At 67.1% G+C, this 21,874-nt stretch carries 17 protein-coding genes; 9 read left to right on the top strand and 8 right to left on the bottom strand.

Annotated features, from left to right (window positions below; all coding sequences use genetic code 11):
- Positions 1-126: 126 nt before the first annotated feature.
- The 5 genes from panF to VIN30_RS06000 all read right to left on the bottom strand — a co-directional run bounded on the left by panF (position 127) and on the right by VIN30_RS06000 (position 6,284).
- The gene (gene panF, locus VIN30_RS06020) at positions 127-1,671 is read right to left on the bottom strand and encodes a sodium/pantothenate symporter (protein WP_326426715.1); all 1,545 of its coding nucleotides are present in this window, start codon (positions 1,669-1,671) and stop codon (positions 127-129) included.
- Positions 1,664-1,942, bottom strand: coding sequence for a DUF997 family protein (locus tag VIN30_RS06015; protein WP_326426713.1), 279 nt, complete (start codon positions 1,940-1,942; stop codon positions 1,664-1,666). Before VIN30_RS06015 ends, panF begins: the two co-directional genes overlap by 8 nt.
- A 137-nt stretch (positions 1,943-2,079) precedes the next feature.
- Positions 2,080-3,999, bottom strand: a complete 1,920-nt coding sequence (gene thrS / locus VIN30_RS06010) for a threonine--tRNA ligase (RefSeq protein ID WP_326426711.1) — start codon at positions 3,997-3,999, stop codon at positions 2,080-2,082.
- Between the two features lie 202 nt (positions 4,000-4,201).
- Complete coding sequence (locus VIN30_RS06005; RefSeq protein WP_326426709.1) at positions 4,202-4,693, bottom strand: zinc ribbon domain-containing protein; 492 nt, start codon at positions 4,691-4,693, stop codon at positions 4,202-4,204.
- A gap of 199 nt (positions 4,694-4,892) precedes the next feature.
- Entirely contained in the window at positions 4,893-6,284 is a 1,392-nt protein-coding gene (locus tag VIN30_RS06000) for a cation:proton antiporter (protein ID WP_326426707.1), read from the bottom strand.
- 283 nt (positions 6,285-6,567) lie between these two features.
- Here VIN30_RS06000 and trxA point away from each other — a divergent pair, with 283 nt between their 5' ends.
- From trxA to VIN30_RS05970, 6 genes are all read left to right on the top strand, one after another.
- The gene (gene trxA, locus VIN30_RS05995; RefSeq protein ID WP_326426705.1) at positions 6,568-6,876 is read left to right on the top strand and encodes a thioredoxin; all 309 of its coding nucleotides are present in this window, start codon (positions 6,568-6,570) and stop codon (positions 6,874-6,876) included.
- A 334-nt stretch (positions 6,877-7,210) separates the two neighbouring features.
- Positions 7,211-8,164 carry a thioredoxin-disulfide reductase gene (gene trxB / locus VIN30_RS05990; protein ID WP_326426702.1) on the top strand — a complete coding sequence of 318 codons (954 nt, stop codon included), beginning with the start codon at positions 7,211-7,213 and terminating at the stop codon, positions 8,162-8,164.
- A 169-nt stretch (positions 8,165-8,333) separates the two neighbouring features.
- Positions 8,334-9,407 (top strand): peptide chain release factor 1, encoded by a 1,074-nt coding sequence (prfA, locus tag VIN30_RS05985; protein ID WP_326426700.1) that lies wholly within the window; start codon positions 8,334-8,336, stop codon positions 9,405-9,407.
- A gap of 210 nt (positions 9,408-9,617) precedes the next feature.
- Positions 9,618-10,769, top strand: a complete 1,152-nt coding sequence (locus tag VIN30_RS05980) for a N5-glutamine methyltransferase family protein (RefSeq protein WP_326426697.1) — start codon at positions 9,618-9,620, stop codon at positions 10,767-10,769.
- A gap of 147 nt (positions 10,770-10,916) precedes the next feature.
- Positions 10,917-11,756 carry a purine-nucleoside phosphorylase gene (locus tag VIN30_RS05975; RefSeq protein ID WP_326426695.1) on the top strand — a complete coding sequence of 280 codons (840 nt, stop codon included), beginning with the start codon at positions 10,917-10,919 and terminating at the stop codon, positions 11,754-11,756.
- A gap of 399 nt (positions 11,757-12,155) precedes the next feature.
- A complete protein-coding gene (locus tag VIN30_RS05970; protein WP_326426694.1) occupies positions 12,156-13,052 on the top strand; it encodes a LysR family transcriptional regulator in 897 nt (298 codons plus the stop codon).
- Between the two features lie 83 nt (positions 13,053-13,135).
- On the opposite strand, the gene VIN30_RS05965 is transcribed toward VIN30_RS05970, so the two are convergent.
- The 3 genes from VIN30_RS05965 to VIN30_RS05955 all read right to left on the bottom strand — a co-directional run bounded on the left by VIN30_RS05965 (position 13,136) and on the right by VIN30_RS05955 (position 17,048).
- Positions 13,136-14,833: an FAD-dependent oxidoreductase gene (locus tag VIN30_RS05965; RefSeq protein ID WP_326426691.1), complete on the bottom strand. Its 1,698-nt coding sequence runs from the start codon at positions 14,831-14,833 to the stop codon at positions 13,136-13,138.
- Positions 14,834-14,994: 161 nt separating this feature from the next.
- Positions 14,995-15,555, bottom strand: a complete 561-nt coding sequence (locus VIN30_RS05960) for a gamma carbonic anhydrase family protein (protein ID WP_326426689.1) — start codon at positions 15,553-15,555, stop codon at positions 14,995-14,997.
- A 269-nt stretch (positions 15,556-15,824) separates the two neighbouring features.
- Positions 15,825-17,048: a cysteine peptidase family C39 domain-containing protein gene (locus VIN30_RS05955; RefSeq protein ID WP_338210043.1), complete on the bottom strand. Its 1,224-nt coding sequence runs from the start codon at positions 17,046-17,048 to the stop codon at positions 15,825-15,827.
- A gap of 515 nt (positions 17,049-17,563) precedes the next feature.
- On the opposite strand from VIN30_RS05955, the gene ilvD reads away from it, so the two are divergent.
- The 3 genes from ilvD to ilvN are packed head-to-tail and all read left to right on the top strand — an operon-like array spanning position 17,564 to position 21,773.
- Positions 17,564-19,234: a dihydroxy-acid dehydratase gene (gene ilvD, locus VIN30_RS05950; RefSeq protein ID WP_326424558.1), complete on the top strand. Its 1,671-nt coding sequence runs from the start codon at positions 17,564-17,566 to the stop codon at positions 19,232-19,234.
- Positions 19,235-19,266: 32 nt separating this feature from the next.
- A complete protein-coding gene (gene ilvB / locus VIN30_RS05945) occupies positions 19,267-21,294 on the top strand; it encodes a biosynthetic-type acetolactate synthase large subunit (protein WP_326424676.1) in 2,028 nt (675 codons plus the stop codon).
- Positions 21,291-21,773: an acetolactate synthase small subunit gene (gene ilvN, locus VIN30_RS05940; RefSeq protein WP_326424559.1), complete on the top strand. Its 483-nt coding sequence runs from the start codon at positions 21,291-21,293 to the stop codon at positions 21,771-21,773. Before ilvB ends, ilvN begins: the two co-directional genes overlap by 4 nt.
- Positions 21,774-21,874: the final 101 nt, after the last annotated feature.

Here is a 21,874-nt window from a genome sequence, read left to right as displayed (position 1 = left end):
CTTGGCCAGACGGCCGCAGCATCTGTCGCCCCTGCCCTTCGCTGTAACGTCTGCCCCAATTCTCACTCAGCTCCCGCCGCAGCTCCACGGACAAAGCGGCTGCGGCGGGAGCGAAGGCGTTCGCTTCTAGGCGGTGGCGGGAGGTTCGTCCTGGGGGAAGAACACCGCCATATCGGCGTTCTTGCGCTGCTTGCCGATGAGGCTGCCCAGCAGCATGAGCACGCCGGCCACGGCAATACCGATCACAATCTGGTGCAAGTCGGCCACTTTGAATCCAACGGCCATGCAGGCGCAGTAGGCGATAGTGCCGCCGGCCATGGAAAGCAGGGCGCCCAGGGCATTGGCGCGCTTCCAGAACAGGCCGCACACCAGCACGAAGAAGAAGGCCGTCTCCAGGCCGCCGAAGGCGAACATGTTGATCTTCCAGATGACGTCGGGCGGCACGATGGACAGCACGAACACGATGACGCCGATGACCAGCGTGGTGGCTTGGCTCCACACGGCCACCTTGCGGTCTTTGGGCTGCACGCCGTGGGTGGCGCAGGCATGCAGGCACACGTCCTTGATGATGGCCGACGCCGACGAGATGAGCAGCGACGACACCGTGGAAATGGAGGCCGCCACGGGTCCCACGATGGCCACGCCGGCCAGCACGGGCGGCAGCGACTCCACGATGACGCTGGGGATGATGTTGTCGACGCTGCTGCCGTAGGCGGCGATGTCCTCGGTCAGCACGCCGGCCGACAGCACGCCCAGGCTGGTGACGCCGATCATCATGGCACCGATGATCACCGTGCCCCAGATCATGGCCGAATGCAGCGACTTCGTGTTCTTGTAGCCCATGGTGCGCACCACCGACTGCGGCAGCACGAAGGTGAACACGCCCACCAGCAGCCACTGGGTAAGGTACAGCGAGGGAGGCATGGCGCCATCGGAGAAGGGCTCCAACATGGCGGGGTTGGTGGCCGCGATGGATTCCATGATGTTCTCGTAGCCGCCGCCGGCCTCCAGGATGCCCCCGGCCAGCACCACGATGCCCACCAGCATGGCCACGCCGCACAGCGCGTCGGTCACCGCCACGCCGCGGAAGCCGCCGATGGTGGTGAACAGGATGACGGCGATGCCGAACAGCGCCAGGCCGATGGTGTAGGAGTAGCCCGTTACCGCCTCGAACAACTTGGCGCCGCCCACGAACTGCGCCACCATGGTGGCGGCGAAGAACAGCACGATAACCAGGGCCGACAGATTGGCCAGCGCGTTCGACCCGTAGCGGGCGCGCACCACGTCCACCACGGTGATGGCGTTCAGCTTGCGGGCCACCAGTGCCATCTTCTTGCCGAAGATGCCGTACAGAAGCACCAGCGCGGTCACCTGCACCACGGCCATGTACACCCAGCCGAAGCCGATGGACCAGGCCTGGCCCGGGCCGCCCACGAACGAGCTGACCGAGCCGTAGGTGGCGATGGTGGTCATGGCCAGAACGAAGCCGCCCAGGGCGCGGCTGCCGATGAAGTAGCGGTTCGCGAAGGTGCCCCCGGCGGCGCGGCTGCGGGCGCGCACCACGACGGACACGATGAGCGCTACCAGCAGGAACAGCACGAGCGGCGCCAGGGGAGCCAGCGACTCCAGCGCCTCGGGGGAGGTGAGGGTGTCCAGGAAGTCGTTATTCACGGCCGGCCTCCTCTTTGTCGTCGAGGCTGAAGTTCGCGAACACACCGCGGGCCAGCACCACGGCGGCGATCACGGCCACCAGCCACGTGCCCACGGTGCCCCCGATGATCCAGATGGGCGTCGAGAACACCTCGATGCCGGTGTCGGCCAGCCCGATGCCGCCGGCAAACCAGGCGGCCACGATAACGGCCAGGGCCACCACGGTGGCGATGGCCTCCCGGTTGGTCTGCCGCATCTTGGCGGCGTAGGTGGTAAGCTTCCGCTTTGCCATGGCTTCTCCTCACTCTGTTCTGCCTGTGGCCCCGCAGGGCCAAACGTTGCCTGGTGGGCAACAAAAAAGCACCGAGGGCAGTGTACCCTCGGTGCCCGCTGTTCGGGCCTGCGAAGCCCATAGAATCTGGCAATAGGCTAGATAGCGGCGTCCCTGATCACGTCGATGAACTTCTGGCGGTCCCACTGGCCCAGATCGCCCTCGGCGCGGTCGCGCACGCTCACGACGCGCTCTTCCACTTCCTTGTCGCCCAAAACCACCATGTAGGGGATCTTCTGGCTCTGGGCCTTGGCGATCTTCACCTTCATGGGCTCGTTGGCGTCCATCACCTCGACGCGCCCGCCTGCGGCCTTAAGCTCGCCGGCGAACTCGGCGGCCGCCTCCTTGTGGCGGTCGGCGATGGGGATGACGGCCACCTGCACCGGTGCCAGCCACAGCGGCAGCGCGCCGGCGTAGTGCTCGATGAGGATGCCCAGGAAGCGCTCGATGGAGCCGAAGATGGCGCGGTGCAGCATCCAGGGGGTCTCCTCGGTGTTGCCCTCGGTGCGGTAGGTCAGCCCGAAGCGCATGGGCATGTTGAAGTCGATCTGCACCGTGGAGCACTGCCAGGTGCGGCCGATGGCGTCCTTCACCTTGATGTCGATCTTCGGGCCGTAGAAGGCGCCGTCGCCCTCGTTGATGTCGTAGGCCAGGTCGCGGCGTGCGCACGCCTCCTTCAACGACTCGGTGGCGTGCTCCCACATGTCGTCGGTGCCGATGGACTTGTCGGGACGCGTGGAGATCTCGGCCTCGTAGGTGAAGCCGAAAGTGCCCATGATGTAGTCCACTAGCTCCAGGATGGCCACGACCTCGTCGACCACCTGGTCCTTGGTGCAGAAGATGTGCGCGTCGTCCTGGGTGAAGCCGCGGGCGCGCAGAAGCCCGTGCACCACGCCGCTCATCTCGTGGCGGTACACCGTGCCGAACTCGAAGTAGCGCAGCGGCAGGTCGCGGTAGGAGTGCAGCTCGTTCTTGTAGATGATCACGTGCCCCGGGCAGTTCATGGGCTTCACGCCGTACTCGGAGTAGCGCGGATCATCGTCGGTGCCCTCGTTGATCTGGAAGAAGTACATGTTCTCGTGGTAGAAGCCGTAATGTCCCGAGGTCTTCCACACATCGGCGTTGTAGATGTGCGGCGTGATGACCTCCTCGTAGCCGCGCTCGTACAAATCGCGGCGCAGCCACTCCTGCAGGGTGCGGATAACGCGCGCGCCCTTGGGAAGGTACAGCGGCAGGCCCACGCCGGCCATGGGCTCCATCATGTAGATGCCGAGCTCCCGCCCCAGCTTGCGGTGGTCGCGCTTCTCGGCCTCGGCCAGGTTGTGCAGGTGCTCCTCCAGGTCTTTCTTGCTGAAGAAGGCGGTGCCGTAGATGCGGGTGAGCATCTCGTTGTCGGAATCGCCCTTCCAGTAGGCGCCGGCCACCTTGGTCAGCTTGAAGGCGCCGATCTTGGCCGTGTCGGGCACGTGGGGGCCGCGGCACAGGTCGGTGAAGTCGCCCAGCTGGTAGATGGAGATGACCTCGCCCTCGGGCAGCTCGTCGATGAGCTCGAGCTTGAGCGGTTGCGCGGCGAAAATCTCGCGAGCCTCGTCGCGGGTGACCTCGCGGCGGACGATGGGCGCGTCGGATTTGGCGATCTCGGCCATGCGGGCCTCGATGGCGGCGAAGTCGTCCGGGGAGATGGAGACGCCCTCGGGCAGCTCGACATCGTAGTAGAAGCCGTTCTCGACAGCCGGCCCCACGCCGAACTTCACGCCGGGGTACAGCTCGGTGAGAGCGGCGGCCAGAAGGTGGGCGGCCGAGTGGCGCATGAGTTCCAGACCCTCGGGAGATTTGGCCGTGACGATGGCGACGGAGTCTCCGTCGGTCACCGGAGCGTCCAGATCGACGGGCACGTTGTTGACGATGCCGGCCAAGGCCGCGCGTGCCAGCCCCGCGCCGATGGCAGCGGCCGCGTCGGCGACGGTGGCGCCGTTCTCAAGGGCCTTCTTCGATCCGTCGGGCAGTGTGATTTCCATGCTTGTTCCTTTCCGGTGCCGGGTGCAGACAGAGCACCTGCGCCTTTCCGCCCGGGCGTTGACTACCGGGGCGATTGACGTTGCGGTCGGCGACATTGCCGACCCTGCTTATTAAAACAGAGCCGCCGGGGCAGCTCTGTTTCAATCGGGAAACAAAGGGGTGGCGGGGTCGGGCGAAGGAGCCGAGCCCGCAGGAGCGCCCCTATTTCTGAGTGGTGCCGCGCGAGGACGAGCTGCGCCGACGGCTGCCCGACGAGGACGCCGGGGCACCTACGGGGGTGGCGCAGTAGGGGCACACCGTCCAGGAGGGCTCGAGCGCGTGGTTGCATCGCATGCACAGGTTCTTCAACTGGGTGTGGCAGTTCGGGCACAGCACGAAGTCGGCCTCCACGGGGTAACCGCAGGCGGCGCACTCGCCGTACTTCATCAACTGGCGCTGCTTCAGGGCGATTTCCAGCTCCTGCTCGTCGCGGTCCAGCTGCAGCAGCGGGGGACGCAACAGGCAGTAGGCGATCACACCCAGCACGGGCACCAGCGCCACGATGGCCCAGATGTACCAGGCGGTGCCGCGCAGGTAGGCGTCGCGCACCACCCACACGATGGACAGCACGTACAGGATAACCAGAAGAACCAGCACGACGGTGAAGGCAGCTTGCAGCTCGGGCGTCCAAAGCTGGGACAAAAGCTCGCTCATGAATAACCTCTTCTTCGAATCCTCCGGCCGCCTGGGGAAGGCCGCTTTGAAGTGAAACGGCTCACGACAGGGGCCACCACATTAGATGACACGGTTGCATAGTATAGCAAAAAAGAAGGGGCTGCTTCGGCGCCTGCACGAATGCACCGCATCTCCCGCCATCGGCCCGCGAACGCGGCGCTGCGCGGGCCTGCAGCGCCTAGCGGCCGTCGTCGTCAGCGTCGGGCGGCACGGGGCACACGCCGCCGGGGCAGCGCTCGGTAAGATCGAACACGTCCACGTGCCCGGCGCCCGCGGCCCGCAGGCGCTCCTTCAGCTGGCGGTGCAGCGCGCGCTCGTGGCGATGGTGCTCGGCCAGGATGTGGGCGATGGCCCGGGGCTCGTCGCGAATCTCGCGCAGGGCGCGACCCAGATCGGCGTTCACCGAGCGCGCGGTGATCGAGGCCAGAAGCGGCATGATGAACACGGTGATGCCGCCAGCGGCCACCAGCACGCTGGCCGTAGCCTGGTCCATGGCGCCCGCGCTCACGGCCACGGTGGTCACCGCCACGATGATGGGCAGGGCCGTGGTGCAGTAGAAGGCCACGGTCAGCCGCTCGGGCACGGTCATGTCGCGGGAGGTCTTCCCCAGCGACAGCGATACGAAGATGGGCAGCGCGCGCACGAACAGCAGCAGGGCGATGAACATCAGCAGCAGGCCCGGGTTCGCGCCCACCGCCGTCATGTCGATCTTCGCGCCCGACATGACGAAGAACAGCGGGATGAAGAAGCCGTAGGCCATGGCCGAGTGCTTCATCTCCAGGGTGGGGTTGCCCTCGGGGATGAGGTAGCGCATGATGAAGCCGGCGGCGAAGGCCCCCAGCACGATATCCAGATCGAACAGGGCCGATATGGCCGTGAGTCCGATGAGCAGCAGGTTCACCGTGCGCACGAGCATCTGGGCGTTGGTGTTGGCGTTCTCGATGACGAAGCGGTACAGCCAGCTGCCCACGCGCCGGGCGTGCTTCGGCAGCGCAGCGGCCGCGAGGGCGATGACGATGAAGGCCAGAAGGATGAGCATGGTCTCCCACTTCGCCCGCGTGGACAAAAGCAGCGTCATGGCCAGCACCGGCAGAAGCTCGCCCCAGGTGCCGTAGGCCAGGATCTCGCTGCCGATGCGCGTGTCCATAAGGCCGCGCTCCTGCAGGATGGGCAGCAGCGTGCCGAGGGCGGTGGTGGTCAGCGCGATGGCCACGGCCATGCCGTCCACCGAGAACACCGAGAACGAGGGCCACGCCACCACTACCAGAAACGCGATGGCGAAGGTGATAAACCAGGTGGCCGCTCCCCGGCGCCCTTCCGACCCGGTGAGGTTCTTCGGGCTGATCTCGTAGCCGGCCAGAAGGAACAGGAACGCCAGGCCCAAGTCGGACAGAAGCGAGGTGGCGTCGGTCACCTGCACGATGTTCAGCACGTGGGGGCCGACGAGCGCGCCGGCGGCCAGCAGCAGCACCGTTTCCGGCACCGCCTTGTTCGGGATGAGCTTGCAGATGATGGGGCACAGAAACGCGATGAGCGCGATAAATGCGAGGGATACGAGATCGGTGACCATGGTTGTTCTCCTGACGGGTATGCGCCGCTGCGCTGCGCGGGCCGCAGGCGCGTTCCGCCGGGGGGGTGCGAAACGGCCTGGATGCGTGTCTCCTGCCTGGTAGCTATGATACTCCTGCAAGACGTGCCTGCGGCCCCGCACCAGCTATCGATGACGGCACAATTTTGTGTCAAGCGGTCAACAATCGGTGCAAGCGGCGCGTCGCCGACGCGATCGGGGTACAATTTCAGGGAAATGCAGGAGGGGTACCCGTGTGCCCCGCGTACCTTCTAGGAGGTTTTCCATGGCAGAGGTAATCAAGAGCGTCGACGAGTTCCAGACCAAGGTGCTTCAGGCCGAAGGCCCCGTGCTGGTGGACTTCTTCGCCACGTGGTGCGGCCCATGCCGCATGGTGGCCCCGGTGATCGACGAGATCGCCGCCGAGAAGGCCGGCCAGGTGGGCGTCTACAAGGTGGACATCGACCAGAGCCCCGACTTGGCCTTCAAGTACCAGGTGTCCAGCGTGCCCACCCTCATCGTGTTCGAGAACGGCCAGGTGAAAAACGAGCGCCTCGGTGCCCAGCCCAAGCAGAACATCCTGGCGATGCTGTAAGCTTCTCCCAGCTCGGGAGAGTTCCCGTTCGCAGCCGACTTCGCGCTGATCCCGCTGCGAACGCGGCTGCAGAAGCAGAGAAGATGACGCACATCGGTCGGTATCATCCCCGCATCGCTGCTGCTGAAATGGAATCTGCTTCTTAAGGGCCGCGTTCTTTGCGGGGCGCTCAGACGTCTGCGGACGGAAACTCTCCCGGGCTTCGGGTGTTTTTTCCGGAGGGAATCTGGAGGCGCCAATGGAGGCGGAGATGCAAGGATGAAAGCAGAGGGACGGTTGCGAGGCTGTCCGTAGGGGCGGGATTTATCCCGCCCTTTTTCTGGAAGGAGGCGCTATGGCGCAGCAAGCAGAGACGGCTGGCCGCGAGGTTTTGGATGTGGCCATCATCGGGGCGGGGCCGGCGGGGCTCACAGCGGCGCTGTACGCCGCGCGGGCGGGGCTTTCCTGCGCCATGTTCGAGATGCTCTCGCCCGGCGGCCAGTGCGCCCAGACCGAGCACTTGGAGAACTATCCCGGCTACACGCGGTCTACCAGCGGATTCGAGCTTTCCATGGACATGTACGACCAGGCTTCGTCCTTCGGCGCGGGCACCATTTCCGAGGAGGTGACGGCGGTGGACTTCACCGCCGAGCCGAACCGGCTGACCACGCCCTTCGGTACCTACTTCGCGAAGACCGTCATCGTGGCCACCGGCGCGAAGGCCGCCCAGCTGGGGCTGCCCCGGGAAGAGGAGCTGCGCGGCCGCGGCGTGTCCTACTGCGCCACCTGCGACGGCAACTTCTTCCGCGATAAGGACGTCGTCGTGGTCGGCGGTGGCAATACTGCCGTAGCCGATGTTATCTATCTGGCGCGCATCTGCCGCAAGGTGTACCTGGTGCACCGCCGCGACAAGCTGCGGGCCACGGCCATCTACCACCAGCGTCTGGCCGAGCTGTCCAACGTGGAGATGTGCTGGGACAGCGTGGCCGAGGAGTTCCTCATCGAAGACGAGGCGCGTCCGCGTGTGCGCGGCCTGCGCATCCGCAACACGAAGACCGACGAGGTGCGCGATCTGCCCGTATCGGCGGTGTTCATTGCCGTGGGCATGCGCCCCAACACCGAGTTTCTGGGCGGGGCGTTGGAATTGGATGCGGGCGGCTACATCGTCGCGGACGGCACGGGCCGCACCGCTACCGCCGACGTGTTCGCGGCGGGGGACGTGCGCACCAAGGAGCTGCGCCAGGTGGTAACCGCCGTGGCCGACGGCGCCAACTGCGCCGAATCGGCCGCCGACTTCCTGGACGCCTAAGAGCCTCGCTCTGTTTCAGGCCTCGACGGCAGCCGCCGGGGCCCTTCTTGTGCCGCGCCCGTGGGTGTTGGCGCTACCGACGCCGACGCCTGCGCACCTTTCTGCTAGAATACGGAAGTTGCGCGCAGGCGCTTTTGAACCGAACCGTTTCACGCAGAAGGACGCACCCATGCAGGAAACTGATATGAAGGACAAGCTTGTCAAGATCATCGAGGCCTACGACGAGCTGCAGGCGAAGATGGGCGACCCGGCGGTGCTGGCCGACCAGAAGGAGTACAACCGCCTGGCCAAGGAGTACGCCTCCCAGGGCCCGCTCGCGAAGAAGGCCGCCGAGTACGTGGCGGCCATGGACGACTTGGAGGCGGCCAAGGAGATGCTCTCCGATGCCGACATGAAGGAGTTCGCCCAGGAGGAGATTGCCGGCATCGAGGCGAAGCTTCCCCAGCTGGAAGAGGACATCAAGTTCATGCTCATCCCGGCCGACCCGGCCGACGAGAAGGACATCATCGTGGAGATCCGCGCGGCGGCCGGCGGCGACGAGGCCGCCATCTTCGCCGGCGATCTGTACAAGATGTACGAGCGCTTCGCCGCGGCCCAGGGCTGGAAGACCGAGACCATGGACGCCTCGCCCTCCGAGGCCGGCGGCTTCAAGGAAGTGCAGTTCAAGGTGAAGGGCGATCATGTGTACTCGGTCATGAAGTTCGAGTCCGGCGTGCACCGCGTCCAGCGCGTTCCCAAGACGGAGAGCCAGGGCCGCATCCACACCTCCACGGCCACGGTGGCCGTGCTGCCCGAGGCCGACGAGGTGGAAGTGGAGATCAACGAGAACGACCTGCGCATCGACGTGTACCGCGCCGGGGGACCTGGCGGCCAGTGCGTGAACACCACCGACTCGGCCGTGCGCATCACGCATCTGCCGTCCGGCTTGGTGGTGCAGTCGCAGGACCAGAAGTCGCAGCTGCAGAACAAGATCGCGGCCATGGCCGTGCTGCGCGCCCGCCTGTACGAGAAGATGCTCGCCGAGCAGCAGGCCGCAGAGGGCGCCGAGCGTCTGGCCCAGATCGGCTCGGGCGACCGCTCCGAGAAGATCCGCACCTACAACGGCCCGCAGGACCGCGTGACCGATCACCGCATCGGGTTCAACTCCACCTACAACGGTGTGCTTCTGGGCGACAACCTGGGCGATGTGATCACGGCCCTCCAGGCGGCCGACCGCGCCCAGAAGCTGGAAGCGGCTGTTTAGTCGTTCATTCGGCCTTGTGGGGCGAACGAACGAGTCGGCTGCGGCCCTTACGAACTTGACGGCTCGGCTGGTCGGTAGAGGCGCCGTGCTCAGACAGTCCTCGCTCGGCGGAACAGTCCACTGGACTGTTCCGTTCGCTGCGGAACTCCGCGCGGACCTCCACCGACCATCCGAGCCTGACTCTCCCATGGTTGGGGAAGGTGTGGAACGGTGACGAACGAAACGTGGACCATTAAATCTGCTCTTGAGTGGACTGAGGGGTATCTGGCTGAGAAGGGGGATGAGAACCCGCGGCTGTCGGCTCAGTGGTTGTTGTCCGAGGCGACGGGGCTCTCGCGCATGCACCTGTTCGTCAACTACGATCGACCGCTCTCGGAGGAGGAGCGCGCCTTGCTGCGCGATTACGTGCGACGGCGCGGGGCGGGGGAGCCTTTGCAGTACATCACCGGGGAAGTGACCTTCCGGCACATTAATGTGAAGGTGCGCCCCGGTGTGCTCATTCCGCGGCCCGAGACCGAGGTGCTCGTGAGCGAGGTGCTGGCGGCGCTGCCGGCGCCGACGGGTCGGGAGGTGGCGTGGAACGCCGAGGCCGCCGCCCAGGAGCGCGAGGCCGTGGCCGCCGTGAAGAAGGCCCTGGAGGAGGCGGGGGAGGCGCTGGCGGAAAACCAAAGGAGCGCCGATGAGGTTCACTCGTCGGACGATCCCGTAGGGGGCGACTTCAGTCGCCCCTCCTCAAGTGAGTCGCCCTCGCCAGACGAGGGCGGACTGAAGTCCGCCCCTACGGAAGAAACTGCACCGCGGGAAGGTGCGACACCGCGGGAAGGTGCCGAACTGCAAGGCAAAAGCCTGCTTGTGGCCGACCTGTGCACGGGTACGGGCTGCATCGCCTGTTCGCTGGCCTACGAGCACGGCGACGTGCGCGTGATCGCCACCGACATCGCGCCTGAGGCCGTGACCCTGGCCAAGGAGAACATCGAGGCCCTGGGGCTTTCCGACCGCGTGGCGGTGTTGGAGTGCAGCTTGGGCGTGGGCATCGGGGCCAAGCGCATGGGCACCTTCGACGCGGTGGTTTCCAATCCACCCTACGTGCCCACCGCCGTGCTGGCGGACATTCCCCGCGAGGTGGCCGACTTCGAGCCTACGCTCGCCTTAGATGGCGGCGCCGACGGGCTTGATCTGTTCCGTCCCCTGGCCGCATGGGCGGCCCGTGCCTTGAAGCCGGGGGGCGTGCTCGCCTGCGAGCTGCACGAGGGGCACATGGAAGCTGCCCGCGCTGTGGCCGAGCAGGCCGGCTTCGCCGACGTGCGCATCGTGGACGACCTGGCGGGCCGACCTCGTGTGCTGGTGGCGTATTTGCGCTAGCGGCCGCCCGTTGCCTTTCGGGGCCATTCCTGAAAAAAGGCGACGTCCCCCCCTGGAAGGTGGGCGTACGGTGCGCGGAGGAGATTGCCGCGCTACAATGACGGCAGAGCTGAGGTAGCGGCCGTTGCCGAGAAAGGAGAGCGGCTCATGGCGCTGGAGAATCTGAAGGAGACGCTGGATGCGGCGCAGCGCGTTATGGAGGAGCGCCTCGCGGGTTTCGCGCCCGAGGTGGGACTCATTCTGGGTTCGGGGCTCGGTCCGCTTGCCGAGCGTATCGCCGACCCGGTCTTCACCCCCTTCGGCGAGGTGCCCGGCATGGGCGTGTCCACCGCGAACGGCCACGTGGGGCGCTTCGTGGCCGGCATGCTCGGCGGTAAGCGGGTGCTCGCCATGCAAGGGCGTCTGCACGGCTACGAGGGATACACGGCCCAAGAGGTGGCCTTCCCCGTGTGGCTCATGGAGCGCCTTGGCGCGCGCACGCTCATCACCACCAACGCTGCCGGCGCCATCAACGAGTCGTACCGGGTGGGCGAGTTCTGCATCATGGCCGACCAGCTGAACTTCACCGGGCGCAATCCCGTTACGGGCACCGAGCCCGATGCCATGGCGCCGCGGTTCTTCAGCATGATGGACGCCTACGACCCTGCTTTGCGCGTTCTGGCGCACCGAGTGGCCGATAAGCTGTCCGTGCCGGTACAGGAAGGCGTGTACCTGGGGCTTTTGGGCCCTTCCTTCGAGACGCCGGCCGAGATTCGGATGTTTCGCGCCTGGGGCGCCGATTCCGTGGCCATGTCGGTGTGCGAGGAGGTCATCGCCGCACGGCACGTGGGCATGCGCGTGCTTGGCATCTCGCTTCTGAGCAACATGGCTTGCGGCGTTGAGGGCGCAAGCCCCTCCGATGAGGAGGTACACGAGGTGGCCGCGACGCGCGAGGACGATTTCTGCCGCCTCATCGAGGGCATCCTGAGCGCCATGGAGGAACGCTGACGGCGTTCGAGGAGGTGCGTCGGGGGAGGGCTCGGACAAGCAGGGCGGGCTGAAGCCCGCCCCTACGGGTGTTGGCCGTCCCGCGGGGAGAGGCGGGGTCCCACAGGGGCGGGGTCCCTCCGTAGGGGGCGGCTTCAGCCGTCCCGCGGGGAGAGGCGGGGTCCCACCGGGGCGGGGTCCCTCCGTCGGGGGCGGCTTCAGCCGTCCCGCGGGGAGAGGCGGGGGCCCACAGGGGCGGGGTCCCTCCGTAGGGGGCGGCGTCAGCCGTCCCGCGGGGAGAGGCGGGGTCCCACAGGGGCGGGGTCCCTCCGTAGGGGGCGGCTTCAGCCGTCCCGCGGGGAGAGGCTGGGAGAAGATTGCGGCGTCGAAGCTGGTCGGTTAGCGAGAAAGGAGCGGGGCGTGAACATCGATTCCCTTACCCTGTTCGTGGAGATGTACCGCAAAGGATCGATCGCCAAGGCGGCTGAGGCTTGCTTCATGACGCCCCAGGGCGCCAATCGGGCTCTGCGGGGATTCGAGACCGAGCTGGGCTGCGATCTGTTCGTGCGTACGTCGACGGGGCTGAAGCCGACGGAGAACGGCGACCGCTTCTACGCCTTCGCGGCGAGCACCTCCCGGTCGTGGGCCGAGCTGAAGGAGGTGGTGCGGCTCTCCGGACTGTCGGATGCGAAGTGGCTGCACCTCGGATTCGAGCCCGACCTGCTCGGCGTGATGCTGCCTGTGCTGGAGGCCTTCCGCAGAAGCTATCCCGCGATCGAGCTGCACTGCTCGGACGTGTCCGAGCAGGGGCTGATCGACGGCCTGCGCACCGGCGCCCTCGATTTCGGCTTCGCCGTTCTGCCCGTTGCCGAGGAGGATATGGAGACGGTGTTTCTCGGCTCCGAGCAGCTCTATGTGCTGATGAGCGAGGAGCATCCCGCCGCGGGTTTATCGTCGCTGCCCTTCACGCACTTCGACGGTGAGCCGTTGGTGTTGGTCGATCGCGGGTTCAAGACGCGCCGTGCCTTCGACGCGTTTTGCGAGCAGGCTTCCGTCTCCCCGCTGATGTCCGTGTCGTCGAACGACAAGTCGTTCACGTACGACCTCGTGCGCCGCGGCCAGGCCTCGACGATCGTCGCCGAGCACGAGCGCATGCGGCTCGAGGTGCCGGGCATCGCGGCGGTGCCTTTGGAGGAAGGCCGGTGGGACTACGGCATCTGCTTCTCGCGCGACCGGGGGATTTCAGCGGTTCCGGGCGAGGCGCCGACGACGAATCTGGAGCGGTTCCTGGCGTTTGTGCAGGCGGAGAGGCGATAGGACCCATGAAAGAAGCCCCCAGCCAAGCGGGGAGGATCCTTGGCTGGGGGCTGGCGGGCGCGGCCCGATGATGTTGCGGCGGCCTACAGCGAGGCGAGGTGCTTGCCCAGGCGGTAGCCGAAGGTGAGGCTGCGGCCCATGTTCACGCCGGGCATGACGGTGACGTACGAGTTCGCGAACATGCCGCCGGCCATGGTGCCGTTGCAGTAGAGGCCCTCGACGATCTCGTCGTTCTCGTTGAGCACGTGCATGTCGCTATCGGTGCGGATGCCGCCCATGGTCACGAGCAGCATGGAGGTATGCTCGTCGCAGTAGAACGGCGGTGTCTTCACGGGGTGCAGCTGGTCGGCGGGCTTGTAGAAGTCCTCGTCGTAACCGGCCTCGCACAGGGCGTTGTAGCGTTCCACGGTGGCCTTCAGCGTATCGGCCGGCATGCCGAAGTCGGCCGCCAACTCGTCGAGGGTGTCGTAGCCCTTGCCCTCGGGGCACATCACCATGGCCAGCTCCTCGCCTGTGGACACGTGACCGCCGACGCGCCCGGCGATCTCGGGCATGTGGTAGGGCCACTCGGAGTCGTAGATGTTGAAGCTGTGGCCGCCGTAGCGCACCTGCTGGATGCCGCGCTGGCCGAAACCGCCCTGCTCGCAACCGTAGCGCTCGCCCTTATCGGTCACGCCGAGGCACCACTTCGACCCGTTCAGCGAGAAGATGGCCTCCTTGGCACAGTCGAAGATCTCCAGCTTCGCCGGGTCGTTCGCGTAGGCGTCGCGCACCTCGTCGGGGCCCACCTTCGCGGAGGGGCCGCCCATGGCGTTCGAGAAAACCATGGGCGCCAGCGGTGCGGTGTGCTCCAGGGCGCCGCCGGCCTGCAGAATGAGCGCGTGGCCGTCTCCCGTGTTGCCGGGGCTGACGTTCAGGATGGCCTCGTCAGCTCCCATGGGGCACCAGGCTTCCAGCATCTCGGGATTGCCCGCGAAGTCGCCCGTTGCCATGACCACGCCCTTGGCGCCGGTGAAGCGGTGGTAGGCTCCGTCTTCGTCCTGGGCCACCACGCCGGTGACGCGATCGCCTTGCTTGTCGAGGCTCACGGCGCACATCTTGTAGCGCACGTCGAGGCCCTTGGGGGCGTAGGCGGCCTCCATGATGGGGAGGAAGTCGATGATGGGATGGGTGTCGGTGCGGGGGCCGTTCTCCCCGCCGAGGAACATGTGCTCGCCGTCGTACTCGTCGCGCGGGTCGCCGGCAGCGATGACGGGGGTCAGTCCGCCGTCGCGGGCGATGTCGCAGGCCCAGTCGAGGGCCACGCCCGACTCCTTCACGTAGATGCTCCACAAGTTCTCGTCCAGACTGTAGCCGCTGACGGCGTACAGATCGCGCAGCACCTCGCCGGGGTCGGGGTTGACGCCCAGCTCGCGGCACAGCTTGCTGTTGAAGCCGAACATGGAGCCGCCTTGGCCCGCGGGGCGCTCGCCCTTGGCGATCATGATCACCTTCAGCCCCTCGTCGATGGCGCTGCAGGCCACTGAGAAGCCGGAGATGCCGGCGCCCACCACGATGACATCGGCCTCGGAGGTGTCGGCGATGGCGCTCTCGTCGATGGGCTCGGGGGTCGTCTCCCACGAGTGTCCGCTGGTAGCGGCGAGTTTTCCGTCGCCACCGGGGGCACCGGTCTCGGGCGACGACGGTTGCGGCGCACATCCCGCGATGCCGATGGTCGCCGCGCCAAGGACGCCCAGGGCGCCCCCGGCGATGAACGAGCGCCTGCTGATGTCGTTTTGCATGAACCCTCCCTTTCCGCCGCCTGCGCGGCTTTCTTTTTGGCGGCCGATTCGGGAGTTGCCGCCGATTTCCTGACGGCAATAGATTAGGAAGGGCGGAAGGGGGAGGGAAGCAACGGGGTGTTTCGCGATGAAACAGTTCGTTTCGTCCTGTGGCCGGGCCGTTAGTCCTGCTTCAGGGCGATGGTGCGGATGTCGCAGGGCACGTCGGCGCCGGCGTACAGGATGTTCTCGGCCACCAGATCGGCTCCGATGGCGGCGTAGCCCTCGGCGGCCGTGCGGTTGCCGGCGATCTCCTCGTCGGTCAGCGCGCGGCGCACCTTCGCGGGCACGCCCACCACCAGCGACCCTTCCGGCACCTGCATGCCCTCGGTCACCAAGGCGCCTGCGGCCACCAGCGAGTTCGCGCCGATGTTCGCCCCGTTCATCACCACCGCTCCCATGCCTACCAGCACGTTGTCGCCCAAGGTGCAGCCGTGCACCACGGCCCCGTGCCCGATGGTCACGCCGCGGCCCACGATGCAGTCCTGGTCGTAATCCAGGTGCAGGCAGCTGTTCTCCTGCACGTTGGAGCCCTCGCCGATATAGATGCGGCTGCCGTAGTCGCCGCGCAGGGTGGCGTTGAACAGGATGGTGGCGTTCTCGGCCACCTCCACGTCGCCCACGAGGGTGGCGTTCGGCGCGATGCGGGATGCGGGGTGCAGTTTTACGTTGCGGTAGGTCATGACGTCTCCTTGCGATGGGTTTCAGTTGCTTTCCCACACATTACCGCTCTTGGAAAACGAAGAAAACACCCAAACCCCTGGAACCGTTGCGAGGGAATTCGTGAATTGCTTTGGAAACGACGGGTAGCGTAGTTTCGGACTACGCTACCCGTCGTTTTGAAAGCATATTTCTGGATAATGGCGACAGAAGACTACGCTAACCGTCGTTTTGAAAGCAATTCGCCTCGTATGCACGACTTTTGCATCGCGGAGGTCGTGCATACGATTTCCTATGCGGCGTGCACCTCGAATACCTGGGCGGCCGCGGTGGTGATGTCGGCGAACTCCCAGCCCTTTCCCGTGCGCGTGGCGCTCATGGGGTCGTGCAACACGATGCGGCTGTCGCGGTCGATGTCGTCCAGCACCACCACGCTGGAAGTGGGCGAGAAGGTGCCGGGCTGGGTGACCACCAGCACGGGCACGTTGGACACGATGGCGTGCCGCAGGGCGTGCTCGTCGGCGGCGATGGCCACCAGGTTCAGGCCGAAGTCGGGCGCGGCCCGGGTGAGGAAGGCGGTCACGGTGTCGGTGCCGGAGGCGGTCAGGTCGTGGTCGGTGGCCCACTGGGCGAAGTCCACGGGCGTGCGCGCCGTGTCGCCGGTGACGGCCACGTAAGCCATGGCCAGGGCCGTGGGCGCCGCGCCGGCTCCGCCCAGGGTGTCCTGGCCGTAGGGGGTGGCGGCCCAGGCGGCGTCGCTTTGATAGAGGGAGGGAATCTCGCCGGCCCTCCACTTCTCGGCCGGTGTGCTCTCAAGTTCGCCCACCTCCACCGCGGCGTAGGGGGAATCGGCGTTGGCCGTGGGCGGCGTGAGGCAGAAGTAGGCCAGCAGCACCGCCAGGGAGATGGCCACCATCGCGATGACGGCCGCCAGCGCCAGCTGCAGCCCGCGGCGCTCGCGTACCAGCGAGGCCAGGCCGCGGGCGCGCAGGTCGCGCAGGTCGGCCCGGTCGGTCACGTAACGGCAGAACGACCCCAGCGAGGGCGGCGCCACCGGGTAGGCTCCGCGCCGGGCGCGGCTCGCGAGCACCGGGTCGGCCTGGAAGGCGCCGGCGCAGGCGAGCGGGGGCCGGCTGGTGGCCGGCTGCACGCGGCGCACGAGGGCCTGGGCGTTGTCGCGGGCGACGGTGGGGGCCGCGGCCGATACGGGCGTGCCCGCCGCGGTCGTGCACGGGGTGAGGGTCGCCGGGGAGGGCTGGCCAGCGCCCGGCGCGGGATCGCCGCCCGCCCGGCGCGCGGGCTTGCGGGCCGCGGGGAGGTTTGCCGCTGCGGCGGCAGTTGCGCCCGCGGGCGCGGCGGCGGTGTCGGTGCCGCCCGCGGCCTCGGCTGGCGAGGCCGTCCCGCCGATCTTGCCCCGCGCCGTTTGGATGAGGGCGCGGGCCTTGGCGGCCACGTGGGCGGACGGGCCGGTGGAAGGCAGCTTGCGGCGGTGTACTTTCACGGTGGTCGCGCCCATGGTCACATCCTCTCTCGCGCGCCAGGGTATACCCGATCCATAATAGAAAAGGGGCGCTGTCCTGCCGTGACAGGTCGTCAACCGTCACGGAGGAGTAGCGCATTTGTCACGGGCCGTGCCGTTTCGTTGGCGTTCCGTATACAAAAAAGATGACCGTTTTACCTTGCAATGGCGTTGAAGAGGCGTATACTGCGCAGCCAAGTTCATAGCGCAAATGCGTTGACGAGGACCAGTAGGGGCCAAGCCGCCTTGCAGCAAGCCTGCGGAATCTGCGAGCAGGCAGGCGGCCGTTCCGAACAAGCCCTCCGAGCAGTTTGGTGAGAACGACGTCCGCGCTGCCGGCTTACCGCCGGGTGCGGGCGCGCTAGTAGCACCGGACCGGCGACACCGTCATATGTCGAGGCTTTCCCGCGCCAGGCGTGCCCTGGCGTACTTCCAGCCATTCCCGGACCCGGTGCGAGAGCAGCGGGTTTTTTGTTTGCCGGGGTATTCCCGGCCGAGGGAAAGGAGAGCTGGTGGATCTGCGAAGCGACCAGATCAAGCGCGGCACGGCGCGGGCGCCCCACCGCAGTCTGCTGAAGGCCGACGGCATCACCGACGAGGAGATGGATCGTCCCTTCATCGCGGTATTCAACGCCCGCAACGACATCATCCCGGGGCACACGAACCTCGACAAGATCGCCGAGGCCGTGAAGGCCGGCATCTACCTGGCCGGCGGCGTGCCCTTCGAGATATCCACGATCGGCGTGTGCGACGGCATCGCCATGAACCACGAGGGCATGCACTACTCGCTTGTGTCCCGCGAGGTGATCGCCGACTCGCTGGAGTGCGCCGTGGCCGGCCACGCCTTCGATGGGCTTGTGTGCATTCCCAACTGCGACAAGATCGTGCCCGGCATGATTCTGGGGGCGCTGCGGCTGAATCTTCCCACAGTGTTCGTGTCGGGCGGCCCCATGCTCCCCGGCGCCCAGCCCGGCGGCACCGGTCCCTCCACCGATCTGAACACGCTCTTCGACGGGGCGGGGAAGGTGGCTGCCGGAACTATGACTGAGGAGGAGCTGGCCTTCTACGAGAACACGGCGTGCCCCACCTGCGGCAGCTGCTCGGGCATGTTCACGGCGAACTCCATGAACTGCCTGTGCGAGGCGCTCGGCATCGCGCTGCCCGGCAACGGCACGGTGCCGGCTGTGTACTCCGAGCGGATACGCCTCGCCAAGCGCGCGGGCATGAAGGTGATGGAACTTTTGCGCGACGGCGTGTGCCTGGGCGACATCCTGAACGCGGCGGCGGTGCACAACGCCATGGAGTGCGACATGGCCTTCGGCGGTTCCACCAACACCGTGCTGCACCTGACGGCCATCGCGCAGGCCGCCGGCTGCCCCATTACCATGGACACGTGGGATGCGGCCAGCGCCCGCACGCCGCATCTGGTGAAGCTCGCACCCGCCGGCCCCCGCCCGCTCATCGATCTGTACCACGCCGGCGGGGTGCCGGCGGTGATGGGCGAGCTCGGGCGGCTGGGGCTGCTGGACGAGACCGCCCTCACCTGCATGGGACCTTTGCCCGACTATCTGGCCAGCTGCCCGCCCGCCGACGGCGAGGTGTGCCGCACGGGCGACGACCCGTTCTCGTCCGCCGGGGCGCTGCGCGTGCTGCACGGCAACATCGCACCCGACGGGGCCATCGTGAAGAAGGCGGCCGTGAGCCCCGCCATGATGCGGCACACGGGGCCGGCCCGCGTGTTCGACTCCGAGGAGGCGGCCTGCGCGGCCATCAACGGGGGTGCCATAGCAGCGGGCGACGTGGTGGTCATCCGCTACGAGGGGCCGCGGGGCGGCCCCGGTATGCGCGAGATGCTCACGCCCACCTCGGCCATCTGCGGCAGGGGGCTTTCCGACAGCGTGGCTCTCATCACCGACGGCCGCTTCTCCGGCGCCACCAAGGGCCCGGCGGTGGGGCATGTGAGTCCCGAGGCCGCGGCTGGCGGCCCCATCGCGCTCATCTGCGAGGGCGATACCATTACCGTCGACATCGAGGGCGGCGTGCTGACGCTGCACGTGCCCGACGACGAGCTGGAGCGCCGCCGTGCGCGCTGGGCCGCGCCGGCGCCCAAGCACCATCACGGCGTGCTGGCCAAGTACGCGAAGCTAGTCTCATCGGCCGACAAGGGGGCGATCATCCTGTGAGCGAGCAGAGGGAAACCATCGAGTACGGCACCGTGGCGGCGCCGCGTCGCACGGCCGCGGCGCAGGGCGCGCCGCGGGGCGCGGGGTCGGCCACGGCCAAGCAGGGGCGCACCATGCTGGGCGCCGAGGCCGTCATTGCCAGCTTGGAGGCCGAGGGGGTCGACACCGTGTTCGGCTACCCGGGCGGTCAGGCCATCAAGCTATACGACGCGCTGTACGATTCCGACCAGATCACCCACATCCTGGCCCGCCACGAGCAGGGGGCGGTGCACATGGCCGACGGCTATGCGCGGGCCACGGGGCGCCCCGGCGTGGTGATGGTCACCTCGGGGCCCGGCGCCACTAACACCGTGACCGGTATCGCCACGGCCTACATGGACTCGGTGCCTCTGGTGATCATCACCGGCCAGGTGGGCCGCGGTGTTATCGGCACCGACTCGTTCCAGGAGTCCGACATCGTGGGCATCACCATGCCCGTGGTGAAGCACTCCTATCTGCTGCAGTCCACCGACGAGCTGACGGCCACCATGCGCGAGGCCTTCCACATCGCCGTCACCGGGCGTCCCGGCCCCGTGCTCATCGACGTTCCCAGCGATTTGGCGGGGGAGTCCATGGTGTTCGCGTACCCCGACGAGGTGCACCTGCCCTCCTACAAGCCCACCTACCGCGGCAACGCCAAGCAGATACGGGCGGCCTGCCGTCTGCTGGAGGAGGCCGAGCAGCCGCTGCTGTACGTGGGCGGCGGCGTTATCAGCTCCGAGGCCACCGACGAGCTGGTGGCGCTCATGGACCGTATGCAGGTGCCGGCGGTGGTCACCCTTATGGGCAAGGGCGGCGTGCCCGCCAGCCATCCGCTGAACCTGGGGCCGGTGGGCATGCACGGAGCGAAGTACTCGAACATGGCCATGACCGAGGCCGATCTCATCATCGCGGCGGGCGCCCGCTTTTCCGATCGCGTAACCGGGCGCTTGTCGGAGTTCGCCCCCAACGCGAAGATCGTGCATATCGATATCGACCCGGCCGAGATCGGCAAGATCCGCGATGCCAACGTGCCCATTGTGGGCGATTTGAAGGGCGTGCTCGCGGGCATGCTGGCCACGCTGGACAAGGACGGGGCCGCACCTCGCGACGACCAATGGGTGGCCGACATCGCCGCCTGGCGCGCGCGTTACCCGTTCTACCATCCCAACATGGCCGTGAGCGAGACCGTCGACGAGATCGTGCCCGAGCTGGTCATCGCCGAGCTGGGCCGTCAGCTGGATCCGGCGTCGTCGGTGGTGACCACCGAGGTGGGCCAGCACCAGATGTGGGCTCACCAGTTCCTGCCCCGCGAAGCGCCCCGCACGTTCCTGTCGTCGGGCGGCCTCGGCACCATGGGCTTCGGCTTCCCCGCTGCCATCGGTGCGGCGGTGGCCCGGCCCGATGCCACGGTGGTGTGCATCGCCGGCGATGGCTCGTTCCAGATGAACTCCCAGGAAATGGCCACGGCCGCCATCAACCACATTCCGGTGAAGGTGATGATCATGGACAACCGCTGCCTCGGCATGGTGCACCAGTGGCAGAAGCTGTTCTACGACAAGCGCTACTCCGAGACGCTGCTGGACGCGGTGCCCGATTTCGTGAAGCTGGCCGACGCCTACGGTTGGGAGGGGGAACGCGTGGACGATCCCGCCGAGGTGGCTGCCGCCATCGGGCGCATGCTGGCCGCGAAGGGCCCCTATCTGCTGGATGTGGCCATCTCGCGCGAGCAGAGCGTGTACCCCATGGTGGCGCCGGGCGCGGCCCTCAACAACATCATGGGCGCCATCGACGTGGCCGTGGGCGCCGTGCGCACCGATGTGCCCGCCGCTCCCGGCAGCCCGCGGACGCTCGCAGGTGCCGCATCGGCCGCCACGTCGCCCTGCGCCAAGATCGATGCGCAGTTCGGCGGCCGTTGGGAAGTGGACCCGCAGGACACCGGCGCGCGCCTGGGCCAGGACGGCTCCACGGTGGACGTGGCGCCCGAGGATTGGAAGACCCTCTTCCGCGCCGACGGTGGGGGAAAGGAGGCGCGGCGATGAAGCACGTTCTGTCCGTTCTGGTGGAGAACCGCCCCGGCGTGCTGTCCCGGGTGACAGGTCTCATCTCCCGACGCGGGTTCAATATCGAGTCGCTGTCGGTGGGTCCCACCGAAGATCCCACCATGTCGCGGGTGACTGCCATCGTGCTCGCCGATGACGTGGCCTTCGAGCAGATTACCAAGCAGCTGCACAAGCTCATCTCCGTCCACAAGATCACCGACCTCACCGACGAAGGCGCCATCCAGCGCGAGCTGGTGCTGTTCAAGGTGAACGCGGCTGCCGAGCGGAGAAGCGAGATCATCGAGATCGCGAATATCTTCCGCGCGAAGATCGTGGATGTGGGCAAGAGCTCGCTCACCATCGAGGCCACCGGCGACGACGCGAAGCTCAAGGGTTTGGAGGACCTACTGCGGGCCTACGGCATCAAGGAGACCGTTCGCACCGGCAAGGTGGCCCTCTCCCGCAGCTCACGAGATTAGCCCGTGTCATCCTGAGCGGAGCGTGCAGCGCGAAGTCGAAGGATCTTTATTGGAAGGGTAACAAAGCGATGGGGACACGGGGCGTGCCAACCGAGCGAGTT

Source organism: Adlercreutzia wanghongyangiae, assembly GCF_035989245.1.
Lineage (GTDB): Bacteria > Actinomycetota > Coriobacteriia > Coriobacteriales > Eggerthellaceae > Adlercreutzia > Adlercreutzia wanghongyangiae.
This window is presented reverse-complemented; position numbering and strand designations above follow the sequence as displayed.